19 protein-coding genes and 1 other RNA gene are annotated in these 20,635 nt (G+C 35.6%); 9 read left to right on the top strand and 11 right to left on the bottom strand.

Annotated features, from left to right (window positions below; genetic code table 11):
- Positions 1 to 26: 26 nt before the first annotated feature.
- Positions 27 to 1,343 carry an NAD(P)/FAD-dependent oxidoreductase gene (locus IGJ93_RS04120; protein WP_256924757.1) on the top strand — a complete coding sequence of 439 codons (1,317 nt, stop codon included), beginning with the start codon at positions 27 to 29 and terminating at the stop codon, positions 1,341 to 1,343.
- 91 nt (positions 1,344 to 1,434) lie between these two features.
- Here the strand turns inward: IGJ93_RS04120 and ybaK are convergent, their stop codons facing one another.
- The 3 genes from ybaK to IGJ93_RS04105 all read right to left on the bottom strand — a co-directional run bounded on the left by ybaK (position 1,435) and on the right by IGJ93_RS04105 (position 3,929).
- A complete protein-coding gene (gene ybaK / locus IGJ93_RS04115; protein ID WP_067484057.1) occupies positions 1,435 to 1,920 on the bottom strand; it encodes a Cys-tRNA(Pro) deacylase in 486 nt (161 codons plus the stop codon).
- 66 nt (positions 1,921 to 1,986) lie between these two features.
- Positions 1,987 to 2,736 carry a type I 3-dehydroquinate dehydratase gene (gene aroD / locus IGJ93_RS04110; protein WP_270346747.1) on the bottom strand — a complete coding sequence of 250 codons (750 nt, stop codon included), beginning with the start codon at positions 2,734 to 2,736 and terminating at the stop codon, positions 1,987 to 1,989.
- Between the two features lie 17 nt (positions 2,737 to 2,753).
- Positions 2,754 to 3,929, bottom strand: a complete 1,176-nt coding sequence (locus tag IGJ93_RS04105) for a class I SAM-dependent rRNA methyltransferase (RefSeq protein WP_071869299.1) — start codon at positions 3,927 to 3,929, stop codon at positions 2,754 to 2,756.
- Positions 3,930 to 4,166: 237 nt separating this feature from the next.
- Here IGJ93_RS04105 and IGJ93_RS04100 point away from each other — a divergent pair, with 237 nt between their 5' ends.
- The 3 genes from IGJ93_RS04100 to IGJ93_RS04090 all read left to right on the top strand — a co-directional run bounded on the left by IGJ93_RS04100 (position 4,167) and on the right by IGJ93_RS04090 (position 7,677).
- Positions 4,167 to 6,299, top strand: a complete 2,133-nt coding sequence (locus tag IGJ93_RS04100) for an LTA synthase family protein (RefSeq protein WP_075491368.1) — start codon at positions 4,167 to 4,169, stop codon at positions 6,297 to 6,299.
- A 153-nt stretch (positions 6,300 to 6,452) separates the two neighbouring features.
- On the top strand, positions 6,453 to 7,181 hold the full coding sequence (locus IGJ93_RS04095) for a hypothetical protein (protein WP_067484049.1): 729 nt from the start codon (positions 6,453 to 6,455) through the stop codon (positions 7,179 to 7,181).
- The gene (locus IGJ93_RS04090) at positions 7,165 to 7,677 is read left to right on the top strand and encodes a hypothetical protein (RefSeq protein ID WP_067484047.1); all 513 of its coding nucleotides are present in this window, start codon (positions 7,165 to 7,167) and stop codon (positions 7,675 to 7,677) included. The genes IGJ93_RS04095 and IGJ93_RS04090 overlap by 17 nt, the downstream gene beginning before the upstream one ends.
- A 93-nt stretch (positions 7,678 to 7,770) precedes the next feature.
- On the opposite strand, the gene IGJ93_RS04085 is transcribed toward IGJ93_RS04090, so the two are convergent.
- Genes IGJ93_RS04085 through IGJ93_RS04075 form a run of 3 tightly spaced genes read right to left on the bottom strand, consistent with a single transcriptional unit; the run spans position 7,771 to position 10,278 of the window.
- On the bottom strand, positions 7,771 to 9,231 hold the full coding sequence (locus tag IGJ93_RS04085) for a sensor histidine kinase (RefSeq protein ID WP_067484045.1): 1,461 nt from the start codon (positions 9,229 to 9,231) through the stop codon (positions 7,771 to 7,773).
- On the bottom strand, positions 9,231 to 9,947 hold the full coding sequence (locus IGJ93_RS04080; protein WP_067484043.1) for a response regulator transcription factor: 717 nt from the start codon (positions 9,945 to 9,947) through the stop codon (positions 9,231 to 9,233). Before IGJ93_RS04080 ends, IGJ93_RS04085 begins: the two co-directional genes overlap by 1 nt.
- Positions 9,928 to 10,278, bottom strand: coding sequence for an SdpI family protein (locus IGJ93_RS04075; RefSeq protein WP_067484041.1), 351 nt, complete (start codon positions 10,276 to 10,278; stop codon positions 9,928 to 9,930). Before IGJ93_RS04075 ends, IGJ93_RS04080 begins: the two co-directional genes overlap by 20 nt.
- Before the next feature lie 144 nt (positions 10,279 to 10,422).
- On the opposite strand from IGJ93_RS04075, the gene IGJ93_RS04070 reads away from it, so the two are divergent.
- The 4 genes from IGJ93_RS04070 to ssrA all read left to right on the top strand — a co-directional run bounded on the left by IGJ93_RS04070 (position 10,423) and on the right by ssrA (position 13,810).
- Positions 10,423 to 11,196, top strand: a complete 774-nt coding sequence (locus IGJ93_RS04070; protein WP_067484039.1) for a Cof-type HAD-IIB family hydrolase — start codon at positions 10,423 to 10,425, stop codon at positions 11,194 to 11,196.
- A gap of 232 nt (positions 11,197 to 11,428) precedes the next feature.
- Positions 11,429 to 11,851, top strand: coding sequence for a MarR family winged helix-turn-helix transcriptional regulator (locus tag IGJ93_RS04065; RefSeq protein ID WP_095803485.1), 423 nt, complete (start codon positions 11,429 to 11,431; stop codon positions 11,849 to 11,851).
- A 27-nt stretch (positions 11,852 to 11,878) separates the two neighbouring features.
- Positions 11,879 to 13,228 carry an MFS transporter gene (locus tag IGJ93_RS04060; RefSeq protein ID WP_075491370.1) on the top strand — a complete coding sequence of 450 codons (1,350 nt, stop codon included), beginning with the start codon at positions 11,879 to 11,881 and terminating at the stop codon, positions 13,226 to 13,228.
- Between the two features lie 214 nt (positions 13,229 to 13,442).
- Positions 13,443 to 13,810, top strand: a transfer-messenger RNA (tmRNA) gene (gene ssrA, locus IGJ93_RS04055).
- 2,139 nt (positions 13,811 to 15,949) lie between these two features.
- Here the strand turns inward: ssrA and IGJ93_RS04050 are convergent.
- The 4 genes from IGJ93_RS04050 to IGJ93_RS04035 form a co-directional block, all read right to left on the bottom strand.
- A complete protein-coding gene (locus IGJ93_RS04050) occupies positions 15,950 to 16,438 on the bottom strand; it encodes a GNAT family N-acetyltransferase (RefSeq protein ID WP_083571979.1) in 489 nt (162 codons plus the stop codon).
- Between the two features lie 102 nt (positions 16,439 to 16,540).
- On the bottom strand, positions 16,541 to 16,777 hold the full coding sequence (locus IGJ93_RS04045) for a hypothetical protein (protein ID WP_067484028.1): 237 nt from the start codon (positions 16,775 to 16,777) through the stop codon (positions 16,541 to 16,543).
- A gap of 173 nt (positions 16,778 to 16,950) precedes the next feature.
- On the bottom strand, positions 16,951 to 17,445 hold the full coding sequence (locus IGJ93_RS04040; RefSeq protein ID WP_067484027.1) for a GAF domain-containing protein: 495 nt from the start codon (positions 17,443 to 17,445) through the stop codon (positions 16,951 to 16,953).
- A gap of 66 nt (positions 17,446 to 17,511) precedes the next feature.
- A complete protein-coding gene (locus tag IGJ93_RS04035) occupies positions 17,512 to 18,174 on the bottom strand; it encodes a winged helix-turn-helix transcriptional regulator (RefSeq protein ID WP_067484025.1) in 663 nt (220 codons plus the stop codon).
- A 239-nt stretch (positions 18,175 to 18,413) separates the two neighbouring features.
- Here IGJ93_RS04035 and IGJ93_RS04030 point away from each other — a divergent pair, with 239 nt between their 5' ends.
- A complete protein-coding gene (locus IGJ93_RS04030) occupies positions 18,414 to 19,790 on the top strand; it encodes a peptidoglycan DD-metalloendopeptidase family protein (protein ID WP_086270647.1) in 1,377 nt (458 codons plus the stop codon).
- Positions 19,791 to 19,909: 119 nt separating this feature from the next.
- Here IGJ93_RS04030 and budA read toward each other — a convergent pair whose 3' ends face one another.
- Positions 19,910 to 20,620, bottom strand: a complete 711-nt coding sequence (budA, locus tag IGJ93_RS04025; RefSeq protein WP_067484021.1) for an acetolactate decarboxylase — start codon at positions 20,618 to 20,620, stop codon at positions 19,910 to 19,912.
- Positions 20,621 to 20,635: the final 15 nt, after the last annotated feature.

Below are 20,635 nucleotides of genomic sequence, written 5' to 3'. Positions count from 1 at the left end.
AGCTTATTTTCAGCCTCGGCTCAAAAATTTTTCTGCGTTTATTTTCGAAATATGCTACACTCACTTGTGAGGTGAAGCGAATGGAAACAAACTACGATGTAATCGTTGTTGGCGCTGGTACCAGTGGAATGATGGCAGCTATTAGTGCCGCAGAACAAGGTGCCAAGGTGCTATTAGTTGAAAAAAATAAAAAAGCTGGAAAAAAATTGCTAATGACTGGCGGTGGGCGTTGTAATGTCACAAACAATCGACCAGTGGAAGATTTAATCGCACATATTCCCGGAAACGGAAAATTTTTATATAGTACTTTTTCACAATTTGATAACTTTGATATCATGAACTTTTTTGAAACACAAGGCGTGCATTTAAAAGAAGAAGACCATGGCCGAATGTTTCCTGTTACAAATAAATCAAAAACAATCATTGAAGCGTTGATTACTCGTCTAAATGAACTTGGCGTCACACTCCTTTTTGGTACAAAAGTTGAAAAATTGGTACACAATAGCGGACAAGTCTACGGCATTCGAACAGAATTTGAAGAATTCCAAGCCCCTTGTGTGATTTTAACAACAGGTGGACGAACTTATCCATCAACTGGCTCAACTGGAGATGGCTACAAAATGGTAAAAAAAGTTGGTCATACAATTACCCCATTATACGCGACGGAATCTCCCTTGATTTCCGAAGAACCTTTTATTCAAGAAAAAACATTACAAGGATTGTCTTTACAAGATATTTCTTTAAGTGTCTTGAATAAAAAGGGACGAGTAATTACTGAGCACATTATGGATTTACTTTTCACACACTTTGGCATTTCAGGGCCTGCTGCCTTACGTTGCTCAAGTTTTATCAATCAAGAATTAAAGAAAACGGGCGAGCCAGTTACAATTTCTCTAGATTGTTTCCCAACTCGATCAAGTCATGACTTGATCCGAGAACTAACTGCTAAGAGTCGTCAATCGAAAAAAACGTTGGTCAATACTTGGCACGGCTTTTTACCTGAACGACTACTAACTTTTTATTTAAGTCATCTGAATTTGGAACAACAAACGGGTCAACAAACGTCGGAGAAACAAATTCAAGACTTTGTCCAATTATGTAAAGAATTTCATCTCTTGATAAACAAAACTTTCCCGATAGAAAAATCTTTTGTAACTGGCGGGGGTGTTTCCTTAAAAGAAATTAATCCCAAGACCTTAGAAAGTAAACTGGTAGCTGGATTATATTTTGCGGGTGAATTACTCGATGTCAACGGCTATACTGGTGGCTTCAATATCACTGCGGCTTTTGCTACGGGTCATGTTTCTGGTATGAATGCCGGTCAACAAGCCCAGGCCATTTAAAATATTACTAGTCCACTTAAATTATTCATTGGTTACTTATAAAAAAAATCCCCTTCAAGTTAAACTGGATACTAACTTGAAGGGGATTTTTTTATGCTCTGATATCGACAAATTTTCCATTTGTCAGTTGGCAGATTGCTTGTGGAGCTAACTCCATCTGCAGTCCTCTTTTGCCAGCGGAAATAATGATTTGTTCATAATTTTCCGCAATTTGATCAAGATAAGTTGGAAATAGTTTTTTCATTCCGATTGGTGAACAGCCACCACGAATATAACCAGTAGTTGCTTCTAACTCACGTAAATGGAGCATTTCTACTTTTTTATTTCCAGAAACTTTTGCCAATTTCTTTAAATCTACTTCATTTTCTCCCGGAATGACAGCAACTAGTGGACCAGTTACGTTTCCTACAGCCACCAATGTTTTAAAAATTCGTTGCTCACTCCCAGGAATCTGTTCAAAAATCGTAGTTGCACCTAAATGATTTTCATCCCATTCATATTCGTGTTCTGTATACGCAATTTTTTTTTGCTCTACGAGTCGAATTGCATTTGTTTTGACTTGTTTTTTCTTTGCCATATTTCCACCTCATTGCAACAAGCATGATAAATTCAAATACCATTCATCGTTGGTTGATACGATTACTCATGCTAAACTCTTAATTATTTGTTGCAGTTCTTTCACAGATAATTGTCCTGGGGCCGAAGCAGACGCTTTTGAAATTGCCCCAAAAGTAACTGCCGAACCTGTTAAGCATCCTGCTACTCTTGATAACTTACCCATTTCTCCCATTGAAACAGTAATCAACGGGATTGAAACAAACGCACTTGCTCGTTTAGTCAATTCAAGCAAGCGAAAAACATCTTGTTCTGTTTGTGGCATCATTGCTAATTTTCCAATGCTAGCTCCAAAATGTTCCATCATATTTAGCCGGTAAAGCAGAACAGGATCTGATGGTGTTTCTTTAAATTCATGATTGCTGATAATGATTGGAATTTGATGATCTTTGATGCGCTCAATCATTCCGCGTCCCAAGCTTTCAATCTGAAACAATTCAATGTCTACCATATCAACCAACTGTTCAGTCACAACTGTTTCATACAAATCATGATATTCTCTAATCGATAGATCTTGTTTTCCGCCCTCAGCTAGCGTACGAAATGTAAAAAGCAACGGTAATCCTTGAAGCTCATGTCGAAGAAGGACTAGTGTTTCTAGAACCTTTTCTAATTGCAAGATTTCTTGATAAAAATCGACACGCCATTCCACTAAATCCGCGCCTGCCTCGCGCGCGAGACGTGCTTCACTTAAGATTTTTTCTTGGGTCACACCAGTTAATGGTGCACAAACTTTTGGCCGACCAGTACCGATTTGCAAATTTTTCACTTGGATCATCCGTAACGACTCCCTTCTTACATTTGATTGATTTTATAAACAAATACCTTTAAGTAATCTCCTTCTGGAAAAGCGTTTGTCGTTTGAAAATCATTTGGTAGGCGATAAAGTCCGATTTGTTGATAGGAGACACCTTTCGCAATGAACTCTTCTTCAATCATCTTTTGAAATTGTTGAATCGTGACATTCGCCGCATTTGTTGAAGCAATCAGCACCCCTTCATCTGCTAAAATTTCCAGACTGTCTTTGACCAATTCGCCATAGTTTTTTGCCACGCGGAAAACTTTCTTTTTGTTGCGGGCAAAACTAGGTGGGTCCAAAACAATGACATCATAAGTCAATTGTTTACGACTCGCATATTTAAAGTACTCAAAAACATCCATAACGATAATTTTTTGTTGTTCAAGATCTAAACCATTGACTTCAAACTGTTCCTGCGTTTTTTTCAGGCTCCGTTTTGCAAGATCCACGCTGGTTGTCTCAACAGCACCACCCATCGCAGCCGCAACTGAGAAAGCACCTGTATAGCTAAACATGTTTAGTACCGATTTTCCTAACGCTAATCCATCAACCAACGCTCCGCGAACTTCCTTTTGGTCTAAAAAGATTCCTGTCATCAAGCCTTCATTTAAATAGGTTGCAAACTGAACACCATTTTCTTTTACAATCAATGGCTCTGGTGCTTCTTTTCCATAAATAAACTGACTTTCTGGCAGACCCTGCGTATCAAAACGAATTTTTTCATACGCACCTAAAATTTCCGGATATGCTTTTTTAAATGCTTCAACTAATTTTTCTCGATGAAGGTACAGTGTTTGGTTATACCAAGAAAAGACAGCAAACTGGTCATAATAATCAATAATCAAACCACCCATGCCATCACCTTCACCATTGAACAAGCGAAAAGCATTTGTTAAGTCATCACTAAAATAAGTTGTGCGTTTTGCTTTTGCTACCACAAATTTTTTCTCAAAAAAAGTTGTATCAAATACTTCGTTGTCTCGGCTTAATACCCAACCAATTCCTTTGTTTTGCTTTCCTAAGTAGCCTTTTGCCACAAATTGATTTTGTTGATCTACTAAATCGATCCATTCCGTCGTTTCCACTTGCGTATCGACTAAATCTTCTTTTTGAATGAGCGGATAACCTTTTCTAAATTGAGTGCTCGCTCGTTTTTTTACTTTTATTTTCATTCATTCACCTGCTTTTACTTTCTCATCCTTCAGTATAACAAAAATCAAACAGCTTGTCTTAAGCCACAAACCTCTAAGAAAGCTTAAAGAATCCCTTAACCAACTGCCATAAATCATCGCTTAGAATTGACACTAAAATCTTCGACTAGTAAAATAGATTAGAATATATAAGTTGTGTACTATGGGTTTTATGACACTCTTATTCTTATTTTTTTGAGTGTAGAAAGGAAGATTACTTTGAAACGTATAAAAACGCCCGCTTTTTTAAATAAGCGGCTCGGATTTTTTTCTTTGTTAGCTGTTTTAGTCTGGCTAAAAACAATTTTCGCCTATTTGATTGATTTCAATTTAGGGATTGAAAGCGGAGTGCAATACTTTATCTTATTTATCAATCCAATTGCGACTACTTTGTTATTACTTGGGATTGCTTTGTATGTGAGACGGGCAAGAGCTTCGTATATCACGATGATGGTGATTTTTTTCTTACTCACTTTGTGGGTGTTTTCAAATGTCACTTACTATCGTGAATTTACAGACTTTATTACCATCAATACTATTTTAGGCGCTGGAAAAGTTGCTAGTGGTTTGGGCGAAAGTGCCATTCGCTTGTTCCGCCCTTACGATTTATTGTACTGGATAGATTTTATTATCTTAACGGTTTTATTAGTCACTAAAAAAATCAAAATGGATGAACGTCCTGTCCGGGCCCGTATGGCATTTGCGATTTCAACATTAGCAGTTATGATTTTTTCTGGTAATCTTTTCTTGGCTGAAGCTGATCGCCCAGAACTATTAACTAGAACATTCTCTCGTGATTATCTAGTTAAATATCTTGGTCTTAATGCCTTTATGGCTTACGATAGTTTCCAGACTTATCAAACCAACCAAGTTCGTGCGGAAGCAAGTCCTAACGATATGAAAGAAGTTGAAAACTACGTTAAGGAACACTATGCTGAACCAAACGACGAGATGTTTGGTGTGGCAAAAGGTAGAAACGTTATCTATATCCATCTAGAAAGCTTCCAACAATTCCTGATTGATTACAAACTAAAAGATGAAGCAGGCGTTGAACACGAAGTAACTCCTTTCCTTAATAGCCTGTTTCACAGTAATAGTACGTATAGTTTCGATAACTTTTTCCATCAAGTCAAAGCTGGAAAAACCAGTGATGCTGAAACATTAATGGAAAACTCTCTCTTCGGATTAAACCAAGGATCACTCTTTACTCAATTGGGTGGAAAAAATACTTTCCAAGCTGCACCTGACATCTTGAGCCAAACACAAGATTATACTAGTGCTGTTTTCCACGGAAATTCTGGTACCTTCTGGAACAGAAATGAGACGTATAAAAATCTTGGTTATGATTATTTCTTTGATTCATCTTATTACGATGTAACCGATGAAAACTCATTCCAATACGGGTTGCATGATAAGCCATTCTTTGACCAGTCCGTTCAGTATTTAGAACATTTGCAACAGCCATTTTATTCAAAATTCATTGCTGTATCAAACCACTATCCTTATTCAAAATTTACTAATGAAGAAGCAGGATTCCCGATGGCAGCAACCAGTGATGAAACAATTAACGGCTACTTCGCAACTGCGAATTATCTGGATACAGCAGTCGAAGAATTCTTTAACTATTTGAAGTCAAGTGGACTATATGATAATTCTGTTATTGTTTTATATGGTGACCACTATGGTGTTTCCAATTCAAGAAACAAGACCTTAGCAGAACTACTTGGAAAATCAAGTGATACTTGGTCAAACTTTGATAACGCACAAATGCAACGTGTCCCTTACATGATTCATGTACCTGGTCAAACAAATGGCGGGATTAATCATACTTATGGAGGTCAAGTTGACGCGTTACCAACGTTACTTCACTTACTAGGTGTTGACACCAAAGATTATATCCAACTTGGACAAGATTTATTCTCTAAAGACCATGACCAAGTGGTAAGCTTCCGTGATGGCGATTTCGTTACACCAACTTACACTTACTACAGTGGTACGATTTATGATAACGCAACAGGTGAAGCCATTACCGATCCTTCCCCTGAAGTTCAAGCAAAAATTGATGCATGGAAAGTTGAGGTTTCAAAACAATTAGCTGTTTCTGATCAAATCAATAACGGTGATTTACTCCGTTTCTACACGAATAGCAATCTTGATCCAATTGACTCTGCCAACTATGATTACAAAAATGGTTTAGAAAAAATGACTGCTATTGAGAAAAAATTAGGTGATAAATCAACCAGCGTATTTAGTCAAAACGGTAATAAATCAACAACTAATCTTTATGAAACAAAAACGTACCAAGAAATAAATGGTACACCAACGACTGATACTTCTTCTTCAGAGGAATAAACGATTAAAAAGCGTGAGAAGCTAACTTCTCACGCTTTTTTGTACTCTCAAATAACAGCTTCTCACCTCTTTGCAGAATAACTCGCAATTTATCAAAAAGAATTTCATACTTTATTCATATTCATTTTTTATACTCTAATAGAGGTGAAAAGTATGAAAATAATCCGTTATGCTATTGCGCGTTTAGCATATTATAAAAAGCAAACAATTGTATATATTTTATTTTCAAGCTTCTTTGCTTTTTTGTTACTTATCTCTTTTAATTTATATAATTTACAAACTACTTTACACAAACAAATCCAAAACCGTTTAGCTATCTTTAGTTCAACTAGTCAAGAAGAAAAGATTCCACAATTAGATAGCGTTAGTCACTTCTATTCATCAGCTATTCTTGTCTTTGTGCTCTGCTTTGCGATTTGTTTTTTCTTCTTTTTTATCCATATTTTGAAACAAAATCGACAAGAATTGATGAACTGGCGTTTAACCGGATTTTCACAAAAAAAATTATTCTTCTTTGTTTACACTCAAATGTTTGTACCAATTACTGTTGCTTGCTTAGGTTTACTATTATGGAGTATCAGTTTCCAGCATCTTTACGAAACACTGTTACAAAGAATCAACCTAACTGTTCTTACCTTATTTAAGTTTCCTGACTTTTCTGTTCCTTCTTCAATTAGTGGATTAACCATTCCTATCAATCAAGAAGCATTTTTTCAGATTGATTTTACGAGTGATTTTTTACTTGTTGATACATTTAAAGGAATTGTTCAAACACTATTCACTTTGACTTTTGTTAGCTTATTTATAAGTATTTTGTCATTTATCTATTTTTCTCGAAGACTGCAAAAAGGGAGGTTCACCCACCATGGAGCAACCAAATAATACGACTCATTTCAATTGTCTAACTGTTATTCTTAGTTCTAAAGAAAAGCAACAACAACTACTTAATGAATGGAAAGAAAACTTGTTGCTAGATGACTCGCCAAACTACACAATTGTTCAAAAAAATTGGCCTGTCTTTCCTTATTTAAAGTTAAAGGATCATGTCTACCTAGACATTTCAAGTAAAGATATCAAGTCAACCAGTTCCACTTATCAATCACAATTAAAGCTGGATTCCTCTTGGGAAAAGCAGTCAGCAGATGACCTCTCTTTATTAGAAAAAATCAAACTGCAACTCTTACATTCTTTACTTGCTAAACGCACACAAATCATTGTAGAAGACGCATTTGACGACTTAACTATTGCAGAAACACAAGAATTGTTAGACATTCTTTGCTTACTAGCTCGTCAAAAAAATCAAACAATTCTGCTGTTCACCAACAATACGACTATTGCCCATAGTCCTTACATCGATCATTTAGAAGATGCTTCCTAAAGTATTTTTCTCACATATTTTACTCCACTATGCTTACTAATTGATGATCACTAAAAAAGCCAGATGCGGAAATTTCCACATCTGGCTTTTGGTTTAGTTTTCTTGAGACACTTCTTTGATTTCTACATCCGGAAGTCGGACAGTAAATGTTGTTCCTTTTCCTTCTTCACTTTCGACCTCAATTTTCCCTTTATGCAGACGAACTAGTTGTTGCACGATGGGTAAGCCGAGACCAGATTCACCATACTTAGTATTTTTTCTTGATGGATCAACCTTATAGTAGCGTTCCCAAATATTTTTCATCTGCTGTTCTGAGATACCGATTCCTGTATCTTTGATTTTAATAATCGTTTCAAGATAACCTTTTTCAATACTGATAGTAATTTGACCATTTTCAGTAAACTGAATCGCATTTTGAATGATATTTACCATAATCTGTACGAAACGATCATAGTCAGCATAAACATCAATTTCTTCCTGAGCTTCCAAAATCAGTGTATCTCCTGCTGCTTCTGCTTTTGCTTCAAGCTGTGTCACAAGATTTCTCAAGGTTTCTGTTCCATTGAATTTCTTGATGACCATCGTAATTTGGTCGGTCCGAATTTTCTCATAGTCCAGATTCTCATTGACTAATCGAATAAGGCGCTCCGTTTCATTTTTCATTAACTTGATTGCATTCTCTCGTTGATTTTCTGGAATCGCATCATAGGCAAGCCCCTCTAGCAATCCATTGATTGTCGTCAAAGGCGTGCGCATCTCATGTGCAGCATCTGCCATAAATTGGCGTCGCCGATTCTCTTGCTCTTCGATTTCTGCTTGCGACTCTTTAAGTGAATTCGTCATCTTATTGAAATCATCTGCAAGTTCGTCAAATTCATCTTTGTCATGAACAGGCAGTTGGACATCAAAATTCCCGTTAGTCACTTCTTTTGTTGCATTGCGTAAACGATTGATTCGCTTCACCTGAAAAGCAGCAAACACATAACTAGCAATAACTGCAACAATACTTGAAAAAATAAACCCCTTGAAAAGATTCAAGGTAACTGAACGCACGCTATTATCAATATTTCGTGCTGGTTGGCTCACAACCAAAGCACCGTAAAATTCATGATTCAAATTAAACGGAACTAATGCATAAGAAGTTGCTTGCTGTTGGCCTAAAATATTTTTATGATCGGTAAACTTTTGTTGCTTTCCGTTACGCAAGTTTTTCCATTGCTCAGGACTAATCGTGAAATCCAGCATTGAATCGTCTGTTGGATAAATAAGCCGCTCATTTTTGTCAATAAAAATAAAGTTAACATTCTGCTCCGTTAGCACTTGTTCTGTCAAAAGCAATGCATTTTGGAACGCCTGATCTTGACTCAGTTGCGGAAAATTCGCAGCATATGTTTGTGTCGTTTTTTCAACAGATTCAGCATAACCAAACAACTGTTGGTAATTATTTTCTTCAATCGTTTGCTTCGTTAATTGTGTAAATGAAACCCCGACAATCAAAATAATCATGGCAATCATACTACAAAAAGCAAGTAATTGTTGATAAAGATAGCGCATTAGGCAACACCAGAATCATCAAACTTATAGCCGACGCCCCAAACCGTTTGAATTACTTGTGGACCGACTTTCTCAATTTTTTGACGAAGTTTTTTGATATGTGCATCAACTGTTCGCTCATCACCAAAATATTGATAATCCCAAACTAATTCCAATAGCTGTTCTCTTGAAAAAACTTGACGTGGTTTTTTCGCTAAAGTAAATAAAAGATCAAATTCTTTTGGTGTCAAACCTTCAATCAATTGACCATCTAGATAAGCTTCACGAGTTTTGGTATTCATTTTGAAATGTTCTGTTTGAATGTCGAAATGACTATCTGATTCACTGGTTTCTTCTTTTGCATCGACAAGTTCGCTTCGACGGTGCAAGGCTTTCATTCGTGCAATCAAGGTCAGTGGACTAAACGGTTTCGTTACGTAGTCGTCTGCCCCCATTTCCAGACCAATAACTTGGTCGCTCTCTGAATCGCGTGCAGTCAACATAATGATAGGTACTGTGCTTGAGATTTTCCGAATCTCACGCCCAACAACCATGCCATCCATTGTTGGTAAATTCAAATCAAGTGTAATCATGTCCCAGTGTGCAGGATTTTCTAAGAAGGCATCTAGCCCGTCTTTCCCATCATACTTGAACGTTGCCTCCCAGCCTTCATTCAAAAAAAACATCTGCATCATTTCAGAAACAGATTGGTTATCTTCAATCATTAAAATGTTCATAGTCATCCCCTCCGGATTTCTGGTCAAATTTCTGTAATTTTTTTTCCGTTAAAATAAAAATCGGCATAATTGGAAAAACTAATACCAGCATTTCAATTAAAAAGTAATTCGTGTTTCCTGTTACTTTTAATAAATAGCCAATCGCAGCCATTATCAAGCCGAAAATAATAAAGTATTTTCCACTAACTTTCTGGGCTAACTGCCAGAGTTCATCTGTTTTAGCAGCTAACGGTGAGTGGTATCCATACAATGGCAAATTTCCCTTGGAAGGAAATAAGCGAAAGAAAATACCAATAGTCGTTAAAGCAACTCCTACAACTAAAAAAATCATTGATTTCCTCCTAAAAAGTTCTCTTTCTAGTATACTCCAAATAGTCTTGCGAACCAATATATTCAATAATTCTTCATGAAAGGTTTGTCTTTTGTTCATTCTTTGTTAAGATAGTTTTATTGAAAAGATAAAGGAGTTTTTTTTGTGTCAAACTATCAAGCAATTACTTTTTTTGACCTAGATGGAACACTGCTGGATGCGCATTCAACAATCACCTCAGAAGTTGCATCTGCCATGAATGCCTTAAAAGAAAATCATGTCTTGCCTGTCATTGCCACAGGTAGAACAGAAATTGAAATCCAAAAGATTATGCACGATGCTGGAATCACTTCAGCTGTTACCATGAATGGCTCTTATATTCGTGTGGATGGAAAAGAAATCCATTCCGAGCTTTTTTCAGAACAAGAATGTCAAAGAATGTATGAACATGTGCGGTTACAAGGCCACGAACTTTCGTACTACAATCACCAAAATATTTGGTGTACTGGCCACAATCAACTAATGATTGATGCCTATAATTTTATTCATTCTGAAGTGCCACCGATTGATCCTTTTGCCTTTCGTCAAAATCCAATCAACATGCTTTTGATTCTTTCACAAAGTGGCGATGAGTATTATCATGAACAGTTTCCTGAACTAACTTTTTATCGAAACGGTCCTTATTCAATTGATACCGTGAAAAAAGGAATTTCTAAGGGTGCTGGCGTCAAACGATTAAAAGAAGAATTAGGATTGACCAATGTCCCAACTTTTGGATTTGGTGATGGTCCGAATGACTTCGCTCTGCTAGAAGCTTGCGACAATAAAATTGCAATGGGCAATGCCTACGATGGACTAAAAGAGTTGGCGACTTTCGTAACTAAGAAAAATACTGAAGGTGGCATCGTCCACGCATTGAAACATTTTGACTTAATTTAATTTTTTTAAAATAAAAAATCCGTAACGAATCTCAAAGCAGATACTACTGTTTTGAGATTTTTTTCTTTTTCTCTTAAGAAAAAACAACAGCAGTAAGAGTTCTCACTAACTAATTCAATCAGTCGGTGCCAATCAATATAAAAATCAAAAAAATTGACAAAAAAAGAAAAAATCTTTTAATGGACATATCCACTTATGGAGATGTCCATTAAAATTTTATGAGGTGATCTTTATGAATGAAATAAATTTAAGTAAATATTTGGCTGCGATTTATCGCCAAACGAAAAAATCATGGAACCATCAAAATAGTTTTGACTTTTTAAGGGCAACACAAACAGATATTATGATGTTTGCTCTAAAAAATCCTCATCAAATCCAAAAAGATATTGCACGTCGGATGGCAATTGATCCAAGCTTATTAACAAAAGACTTGAAGTTTTTAGAAAAAGAAGAAATTATTACCCGCTCACTAAGCAATGAATCACGTGCCTATCATGTTGATTTAACTGATAAAGGGAAAAAAATTGCAGAACAACTTGGTAATGAAATGGAAGAATGGTGGATTTCGTTCTTTCACGCCCACCCAGAAATCAATCAAGCACAGTTTACTGAACAATTGAAACTCGTTTATGAAGCATTTAATGCTAATGAATAGTGAAACGCAAGGAGACCTGAATCGAAAATGGAAAAACAACTTTTAGTAAAAAACCGAAAATTGATCACTGTCATCATCTTATCAGCAACATTTATCAGTATGATGAGTCAAACAATGATGGTTACAGCGTTGCCTTTACTCAAAGACATCATGAAAGAATCATTAACTACTGTTCAATGGTTAACCACAGGCTACACCTTAATGGTTGGCGTTGTTACCCCACTAACTTCTAATGTTTATGAAAAATACTCAAGTCGTACAGTCTTTTTATCTTTGTTACTTGTCTTTTCTGTGGGGACGTCAATTGGAGCAATCGCACCCAATTTTTGGTTTTTATTATTAGGTAGACTATTACAAGCTGCAGCCGGTGGTTTTTTGATGGCTTTTCAAATGACTACTATGATGACAATCTACCCACCCAGCCAGCGTGGCATGATTATGGGCTTATCTACTTTTGTCATTGCTTTTGGCCCTGCTGTAGGTCCGACAGTTGCGGGGATCATTTTAAATTATTTAAATTGGCGTTACTTATTCATTAGTATCTTACCAATCATGCTCTTAATCCTTCTCATCAGTTTTTGGCGATTTCCTAATTATTCTCAACCAAAACCAGTCAAGATTGATTTTATTTCAGTCATCGAATCTTTCTTAGCCATCTCTCTTATTATGCTAAGCATCACCATGATGAAAGGCCAACTGATTCTAGGGATTTTTCTTTTTATTCTTGGCTTTTTGATTGGCTGTCTTTTGTTGAAACGACAATTACGTATGAAAAAACCTTTAATCAATATCTATTTACTGAAACAACCCACTTTTGTAAAAATGACTGGCATTAGTATCCTGGCATACATCATTTTGGTTGGGCTAGGACAGCTGGTCTCCATCTTTGCCCAAATGCAGCTTTCAGTCGATAGCTTAACTGCTGGTCTTATCTTATTACCAGGAGCCATTTTGAACGCTTTTTCTTCGATTGTTGTTGGACGAATTTACGACAAGCATGGACCAAAGAAATTAATCATAACTGGCAGCTTTTTGATGCTCGTATCCTTTATCCCCTTCTTTCTTTCACGAGTAGAAATCAATTTAGCTTTGTTGTCCGTGACTTATGCGCTTTGTCTCTTAGGAATTGGATTAATTTTTTCACCGTCACTAACCGAAGCTTTTAAAGAAATTGAACCTTCACAAATCAGCCAAGCAACGGCTTTGAATAACACACTTCGTCAAATGTTTGCATCTATCGGAATTACGATCATGATCAGCATCGTGACAACTCCTTCATCAATGAATGTTGGGATTACTTGGGTAATGGCTTTGTGTATTGTTTTGACTATTGCTATTCCGCTTCTCCTATTCCGTTTAACATCAGAAAAAAAGTGACCATTTTATTCAAGAAAATGTTACTAAATCTCGAAGCAAGTAGTACAGCTTCGAGATTTTTTCATGAAACTAAAAAAGATTCAGCGAATAAAATTGATTGAACCTTTCGTTAACTCTTCTCGCATTTTAGTGCCAATACTTTTTTATTGAAAATGAATAAAAATGTGGTATACTATCTTTGTGCATAATGCATCTGTAACCCTTGTTACTTTACGGGGACGTTACGGATTCGACAGGCACAGTTTGAGCTTGAATTGCGTTTCGTAGGTTACGTCTACGTTAAAACGTTACAGTTAAATATAACTGCTAAAAACGAAAACTATTCTTACGCTTTAGCTGCCTAAAAACAGTTAGCGTAGATCCTCTCGGTATCGCCCATGTGCTCGAGTAAGGGTCCTAACTTTAGTGGGATACGTTTCAACTTTCCGTCTGTAAGTTGAAAAAGAGCTCATCAGACTAGCAATACAAAATGCCTGTCACTCGGCAAGTTGTAAAGCGAAACCTTAAATGAGTTGACTATGAACGTAGATTTTTAAGTGGCGATGTGTTTGGACGCGGGTTCGACTCCCGCCGTCTCCATATTTATATTGTTGAGACAAACAATAATCCGGAAAAACGTTGTTCAATCAACGTTTTTTTATTTTGGTCAAATAGAGAAAAGTAGCAAAACACAAGCTTTTTGCATTCAAATCATAAGCGAAGTGATAAATATACCACTTTAAAATGAGAAAATTTGTTTAACTTCCTTGTAAGTAAAGATGCTAAATTACCTGCGAGAAAAAAGACATTAAAAGCTTTTATTGCTAACAAAAAGACGACCTATTTTCAGCCTTTCACGAAAAAGAGAAAGACCTAGGTCGCCTTTTTTATAAAATTATAGTGTCGGTCTGAATATTAACTAAATTTATCTACTATCATCTGATTTTGATTGATGATCAACTTCATCATTGATTATACAAAAAATACTTCATAAGATTTGCAGGGTGACATTCTGATAGATTCGCTATTATTCACACAAAAAATGCCGGAAAGATAAACACGAGAACTAAATATATCGGAAATACTAACATCATGATACTATTTGCTAAAAGAATAACTGTCCTATAAGTCCCTCTTCTCAATCTTATCGCTATTAATAGTCCGATTGAACCGATTAATGGTGTAAAAACAGATAGAGGAATTCTTAATGAAAAAAAAGATTGTTGAAGAAACATAACTATGCCTAATAAAATAGTCATTACTGAAAAAGTAATCCTTACTTTTTCTGAATTTGTATGTTGTAATGTGTTTGATATCTTTTCAAAATAAAAAATTAAATATCCCCCCATCGTTATTAAAAGAACTAAACAAAATATTACGAAAACAAGCTCCCTTCTTCTCATTGATTTTTTTCCACCTCCAAAAAATCTACTATCCTTTCTACCAAACTATCCATTCTTTACAAAATGTTGATATATGTATTATCACCACGATCATTAAATCACAAAAACATCTCAAAAGAAATCGTTTTCTTTAATGACAAGAGTTACTCAATAAATTTTAATGCAAACTTTCTAGATATACTCACTGCAACAACTGCGAATTCCCCTTACTCACTTCTATTTGTCATCTAAAAATGAATCCTTTTCTTAACTAAAATAAAGAAATCTGTATTTCAGCAAAAAAAGCAAGGAAAATCTAAAGATGCAATATTAGAGTGCTTGAAGTGTATAGAAATAAAATTTTTTGAAACTATCAAAAATATTGAAGAGAACACTTCTGATATTGAATATGAAGATTGATAAAGAAATAAGTAGAGTAGGAGGTAGTGGATATATTGCAATTAGGATTTGAACATCATCCAAATAAAAAAGGTGATAGAATCTTTGAAAGATTATTTGTATAGAAGAAAAGAAGACAACCTAATCATTTTTTGCTATACTTAAATTTGTAAGTTGAGTGATTACTTCATGACTGAAACCCAAGTATTTTTTTGGAGGTGATAAAGTCATGACTGAATATCAAGTAATTGCTTTGATAATCGCAGCCTGCAATTTATTTTTAAAGTGTTATGATAGTTTTAGACAAAAATAAAGAGCCCTCATCTGCTACCCTAGCAAGTAGAAATAGATAAGAGCCATGTAATTAACTGCTGAGCTTTCAGTTATGAAAATGCTCAACTTATACTATTAAGGCAATGTTTGCAGACATTGCCTTTTACTTATCGCTTTTGGTACAGCGTAAGCTTGTTTGTAAACTTATATTAACACTTGTTGTTGATTTTAACAACACATATATAAATATAAACATAAACATATATATGTTTATATAACCCACGCTGTGGGTACAGCATAAGTAGCCATTAAGCAGTGCCTACTTAATGACTATTAAAATGTTCTTCCTGATTATTCATTGGTGGTGACCTCTGACTATTTATCGACCTCATTTCAAAGGAAAAGTGAGGTCATTTCTTGTTTTTATATTGTTGAGACAAACAATAATCCGAAAAAACGTTGTTCAATCAACGTTTTTTTATTTTGGTCAAATAGAGAAAAGTAGCAAAACACAAACTTTTTGCATTCAAATCATAAGCAAAGTGATAAATATACCACTTTAAAATGAGAAAATTCTACATCATCAAAAAATGAGCCCTTTTCTTGCTTAAAGCAAATGAAATCTATATCTTAACAAAAAAACGCAAGGAACATCTCTCCTCACGCTTTTCCTTTTTATTCAATTAATCTATAAAAATTTTTCCATTCGAATATGCTCAACCGGCGCAATCGCCATCAAATACGTATCCCCATACGCAACGTAACCCATTTTTTCGTAAAATGACTGGGCACTTACGCGCGCTTCTAATTCGATTGTTTTCGCATGCTCTTTTTTCGCATAAAGTTCAAGATGACTGAGTAATTGTTTTCCCACACCTGCACTTTGCCTTTGCGAATCAACACATAGATACTCAACTTTCATTTTTGATTCATCTAACTTCTGACTAAGCACACCAACACCTAAAAGGAACTCATCATCAAATGCTCCAAGAATATATTGCTCCGCCTCGTGTGAAAAATCCTCTTCTTCAATCGTTAACCCCAACGGAACGCGCATGACTTTATTTCGCAAGTTTAACGTTTGTTGATATTTTTCTGAGTCGTACTCAATTTTTTGGATATCCATTTTCTTCATTCCTTTCAAATAATCATTAAAACTAGTTTCCAGTATAGCCATTCTTCAGTAACTTTTAAAGAGCAAATAAACATCTCAATCATTTTTTCAAAAAAAAAACCATTAAACACCTCCGCCAAGTGCTTAATGGTTTTGCTTACTGGATTAGGCAATTTCAATTAGACCATATTCTGATACTTCTTGACTACAAATTTCAGAATACTTAGCCATTACTTTTCCAGCTTTATCTTGAACTTCTGCATGATCGATACGATCATATTCTTCTACACAAAGAATCACTGAGTTCTCTAATTTTTTAATAATTTCGCCGGTCACTTTCTTTTTCAATCCAATCGCATGACATTCATAAATTTGTCCCAAAATGATTTCTTCTTTCTTCATAGTTAATCACCTTCTAATTATTTTATAATTCCATTGAAATTATATTAACATTAAAACCAAATGAAGAAAAATGATAACTTAAGTATTTTTATAATAAAAAAACTGATTAAATTAATTGCTGAATTTTAGCAACCATTTCAATCAGTCGAACTGTTTTTGTACTTAATTTAAACTTAATTAGCAAGTAGAACTGTTTTAGCCGGCAATGTTTGTTCCAATAATGCCACGTATTGTTCTAAAAATTGTTTGTCGATTTCATCATAACCCGCGACTTTTCCGCAATCAATATCCAAAACACCTACTAATTTTCCGTCTTTAACTAAAGGAACAACGATTTCTGAACGTGCAGCTGAATCACAAGAAATATAATTTTCATGTTTTTTTACATCTGTGACAATTAATGTTTTTCTTTTTGCTGCTGACTCCCCACAAACGCCCTTACCTAGTTTGATTCTTGTACAAGAAACTCTTCCTTGAAACGGCCCAAGAATTAGTTCTTCTCCATCAAATAGATAGTATCCAGCAAAGACAGTTTCTGGTAACGCATCTGCTAAGAGTGCCGAAGAATTCGCAAGATTAGCTAACCAATTACTTTCAGCTTCAAGTAATCCTTTTTGTTGTAACAGTAAAAGCTCATACGCATCTCTTTTTTGTTTTTCTGACCACATCGTAACAACACACTCCTTTTATTCAGAAATTATAGCTCACTTATCCCTCCAACACCAGCTGTAATTTTAATGAGTAGCATTGGTAAAGCGATATCCACGACCATGAACCGTTTGGATATAGTTGACACTTCCTGCAACTTCTTCAATTTTCTTACGAATATTCTTGATGTGTGTGTCGATCACTCTTCCCGAACCTTCTTCGTTTCCTAGCAAAATCAACAACTCTTCACGAGAAAAGATTCGTAATGGATGATTCAGTAACAAGCCAAACAAACGATATTCTGATTTGGTTAAAGAAAGTTCTTTTTCATGTAACAAGATCACTTGCTTTTCTTCCAACACTTGAAATTTCTGGTAAACAGGCTGCGTATTATTTTTTAATTGTTTTTGCTTCAGCAATGCTGAACGTAGAGATTCTACTTTTGCCTTCATTAATTCAAAACTAACAGGCCAAGACCACAAAATGTTCACACCTTTTTGGAATAAGACAATTTTTTCTTTCTCTGAAAGTGGCTGAGTACAAGCGACAACTAATGGAAAACGATTCGTAACTGTTTCCGAAAGCTCTGTCAAGCGATCATCCGTAATAAGTAAAATATCTGCTGGTTCATTATGTAGCTTTGCCAGAGCAGATTGATAACTCACCTTTAGCTCTAACTGCTCTTTTTGCAATCGTTTCATTATAGGAAATACTGTTTTTTTATTTTTGGTAAATACTTTTATATGCATCTAATTCGCTCCTTTCTCTTCACTATTTTTCGCAGTTTACTCAATCATACCTCTCTTTCACTCACGATCACTTATCAATTCGATTGAGTTTGTATCAATTATTTTGTAATTGTTTCAGTTATATTAAGTTTTTCTTTTTTTCGCTCAACGGATGAATCTTCACAACTTCCACACAACTCTGCCTTACAATACAAAATGTAAAAATTGAAATTGATAAAAAAGATGTTAGTGGGGAAACTATGATTAAGCTAAAAAAAATGGTCACATTTTCATTCGCGCTAAGTTTACTTTGTGCGCCAATTGCCGCGCAAGCAGACACTTTAGACGACAAAATCAATGAACAAGATCAAAAAATTGAACAACTACAAAAAAATCAAACAGCTTCTGAACAAGAATTGGCAATCATTAAAGAAAATGTCAGCCAAATTGAAAAAGAAAGTTATAAGATTCTTCAACAAAAAAATACTGAAGAACAAATGTTAACTGACTTGATTCAAAAAATTGCTGATTTGAAAGAGAAAATCGCTAAACGTGAAGAACAAATTCAAAAACAAGCGCGGAATGTTCAAACGAATCAAAATGCCAGCGACATTTTGTCAGTGATGGCCGAATCTGATTCGATTAATGAAGCAATCACAAAAGCTTATGCTGTAACAAAATTAATCAGTGCAAACAAAGAAATCATGTCTGAACAACAAAAAGATCAAGCTGAATTAGAAACGCTTCAAAAGAAATCAGAAGAAAAGTTACACTCTTTGACTGAAACAACCAATGAATTGCAAGCCAAACAAGACGAGTTAACAAAGGCAAAATTAGATCAAGAAGTTAAAATCAATGAACTCTCCGCTAGTTTAGCTACTGAGAAAAAACAAAAAGAAAAATTTGAAAAACAAAAAGTTGAAGCAGAGAAAAAGCGTCAAGAGCAATTAAAAGCTTTGGCAAAACAACGTGCTGCTGAAGAAGCTGCTCGCAAAAAAGCAGAAGAAGACGCGCGCAAAGTCCAAGAGCAAAAACAAAAAGAACTAGCTGCAGCTGCTGAAAAGGAGCGCATTGCTAATGAAGAGCAAGCCCAAGCACTAGCGGTCCAAAAAGAACAAGAGCAAAAGTCTGATTCTTCAAACGAAATGAAAACAGAAACCAACACAGAAGACAGCTCACCCGTCAGTTCTGTTCCTGAAGTGCCTGAAGCAGACAACGTAACAAAACCAGAAGAAAATACTTCTGGATGGAGTGCGCCATTAAGTTCACTTGTGATTACAAGTCCTTTTGGTAATCGTGTTGATCCAACAGGTGCATCTGGTACATCTCATGACGGAATTGATTTAGCTGGAGCTTCTGGAACACCTGTTTTTGCAGCAAAAGCTGGAAAAGTCGTTGAAGCTGGCTATCACTGGTCTGCGGGAAATCACGTGATTATCCAACATGCCGATGGCTATTATTCTTACTATATGCATTTAAGCAGCTTCTCTACAACTGTTGGTGCCTCCGTTAATGCCGGAACACTTTTAGGCGGTATGGGAACAACAGGAAATTCAACTGGTGTTCACCTTCACTTCGGTATCTCAACAAGTTTATGGTCTAATTTTGTTGATCCGGCTCCACTATTAGGTATTTAAATTTAGAAAAAGCGCGAGACGACGTTCGCATTTTTCAAAAGAATTAGCTATTACGCTATTTTTTGAAAAATGATAACTTGTGTCTCACGCTTTTTTTGTATGTTGGAAATGAAAACTGGTTATTCTGCTGTTTGAATTTCTTCTGCCAAGTTAGCATAATCAATTTCTGTGTCAACAAATGTTGAATCATTGACTGGAAAATGTTGAACGAGTGATTCAATTCGACTACTTTCCACGATGCCATTTGCCAATTCAAAATCAATCACATGTCCGCCGAATGTCTTACTTTTGTCAATAAAATGTAAGTGAAAGCCAGCAGCTGCTACGCCTTGAAATAGTTCAGGAGTAAAGAAGCCAACTAATGTCCCTTCAACTTCTTCTTGGCGAAATTCTGGTTGATTTTGCGAAACTTCGACAAGCCGTTTGTAAGGTTTTTCTTGCTTTGGCATGATACGGATATGCACATTTTTAAATAATCCAGTAATTTTCACTGCAATAAATAAATTTTTTCCTGCTTCTTCTGCCAAAATTGTTTCTTTTAACACATCTCCTGTATGAGGCGTTGTGATTTCAACACTTTTATCCGCTGTAAAATCTGTTACAGCTGCATAAGGTGTTTTTTCCTCACCATTCAAACGTACAACCGAACCATCTGATCGACCTTGATAAGCAATCCCATCAACAACAATGACTTCCCCGTCTAACCCATGAAGTGTTCCTAGTCCTAACGTACCATGTTTCAAGATCTCAGCCATCTTTTCTGTTCCATCCATCAACCCAGCCATCAAGGCACCTAACGTTCCGTGTTGATATAAACTTGACTCTGTCATCTTATACACGTCCTT

Source organism: Enterococcus sp. DIV0174 (assembly GCF_050529065.1).
GTDB lineage: Bacteria > Bacillota > Bacilli > Lactobacillales > Enterococcaceae > Enterococcus_B > Enterococcus_B thailandicus.
Note: the sequence above shows the minus strand (reverse complement) of the source record. Positions and strands in the feature narration are given on the sequence as shown.

Coding starts and splice junctions, on each gene's coding strand:
- IGJ93_RS04040 (WP_067484027.1), bottom strand. CDS start 17,445: ATGTGGTCAGAAAAACAAAAAAGAGATGCGTATGAGCTTTTACTGTTA.
- IGJ93_RS04075 (WP_067484041.1), bottom strand. CDS start 10,278: ATGATTTTTTTAGTTGTAGGAGTTGCTTTAACGACTATTGGTATTTTC.
- IGJ93_RS04080 (WP_067484043.1), bottom strand. CDS start 9,947: ATGAACATTTTAATGATTGAAGATAACCAATCTGTTTCTGAAATGATG.
- aroD (WP_270346747.1), bottom strand. CDS start 2,736: ATGATCCAAGTGAAAAATTTGCAAATCGGTACTGGTCGGCCAAAAGTT.
- IGJ93_RS04030 (WP_086270647.1), top strand. CDS start 18,414: ATGATTAAGCTAAAAAAAATGGTCACATTTTCATTCGCGCTAAGTTTA.
- IGJ93_RS04085 (WP_067484045.1), bottom strand. CDS start 9,231: ATGCGCTATCTTTATCAACAATTACTTGCTTTTTGTAGTATGATTGCC.
- IGJ93_RS04050 (WP_083571979.1), bottom strand. CDS start 16,438: ATGGCTATACTGGAAACTAGTTTTAATGATTATTTGAAAGGAATGAAG.
- IGJ93_RS04105 (WP_071869299.1), bottom strand. CDS start 3,929: ATGAAAATAAAAGTAAAAAAACGAGCGAGCACTCAATTTAGAAAAGGT.
- IGJ93_RS04095 (WP_067484049.1), top strand. CDS start 6,453: ATGAAAATAATCCGTTATGCTATTGCGCGTTTAGCATATTATAAAAAG.
- IGJ93_RS04035 (WP_067484025.1), bottom strand. CDS start 18,174: ATGCATATAAAAGTATTTACCAAAAATAAAAAAACAGTATTTCCTATA.
- ybaK (WP_067484057.1), bottom strand. CDS start 1,920: ATGGCAAAGAAAAAACAAGTCAAAACAAATGCAATTCGACTCGTAGAG.
- IGJ93_RS04045 (WP_067484028.1), bottom strand. CDS start 16,777: ATGAAGAAAGAAGAAATCATTTTGGGACAAATTTATGAATGTCATGCG.
- budA (WP_067484021.1), bottom strand. CDS start 20,620: ATGACAGAGTCAAGTTTATATCAACACGGAACGTTAGGTGCCTTGATG.
- IGJ93_RS04090 (WP_067484047.1), top strand. CDS start 7,165: ATGGAGCAACCAAATAATACGACTCATTTCAATTGTCTAACTGTTATT.
- IGJ93_RS04060 (WP_075491370.1), top strand. CDS start 11,879: ATGGAAAAACAACTTTTAGTAAAAAACCGAAAATTGATCACTGTCATC.
- IGJ93_RS04065 (WP_095803485.1), top strand. CDS start 11,429: ATGAATGAAATAAATTTAAGTAAATATTTGGCTGCGATTTATCGCCAA.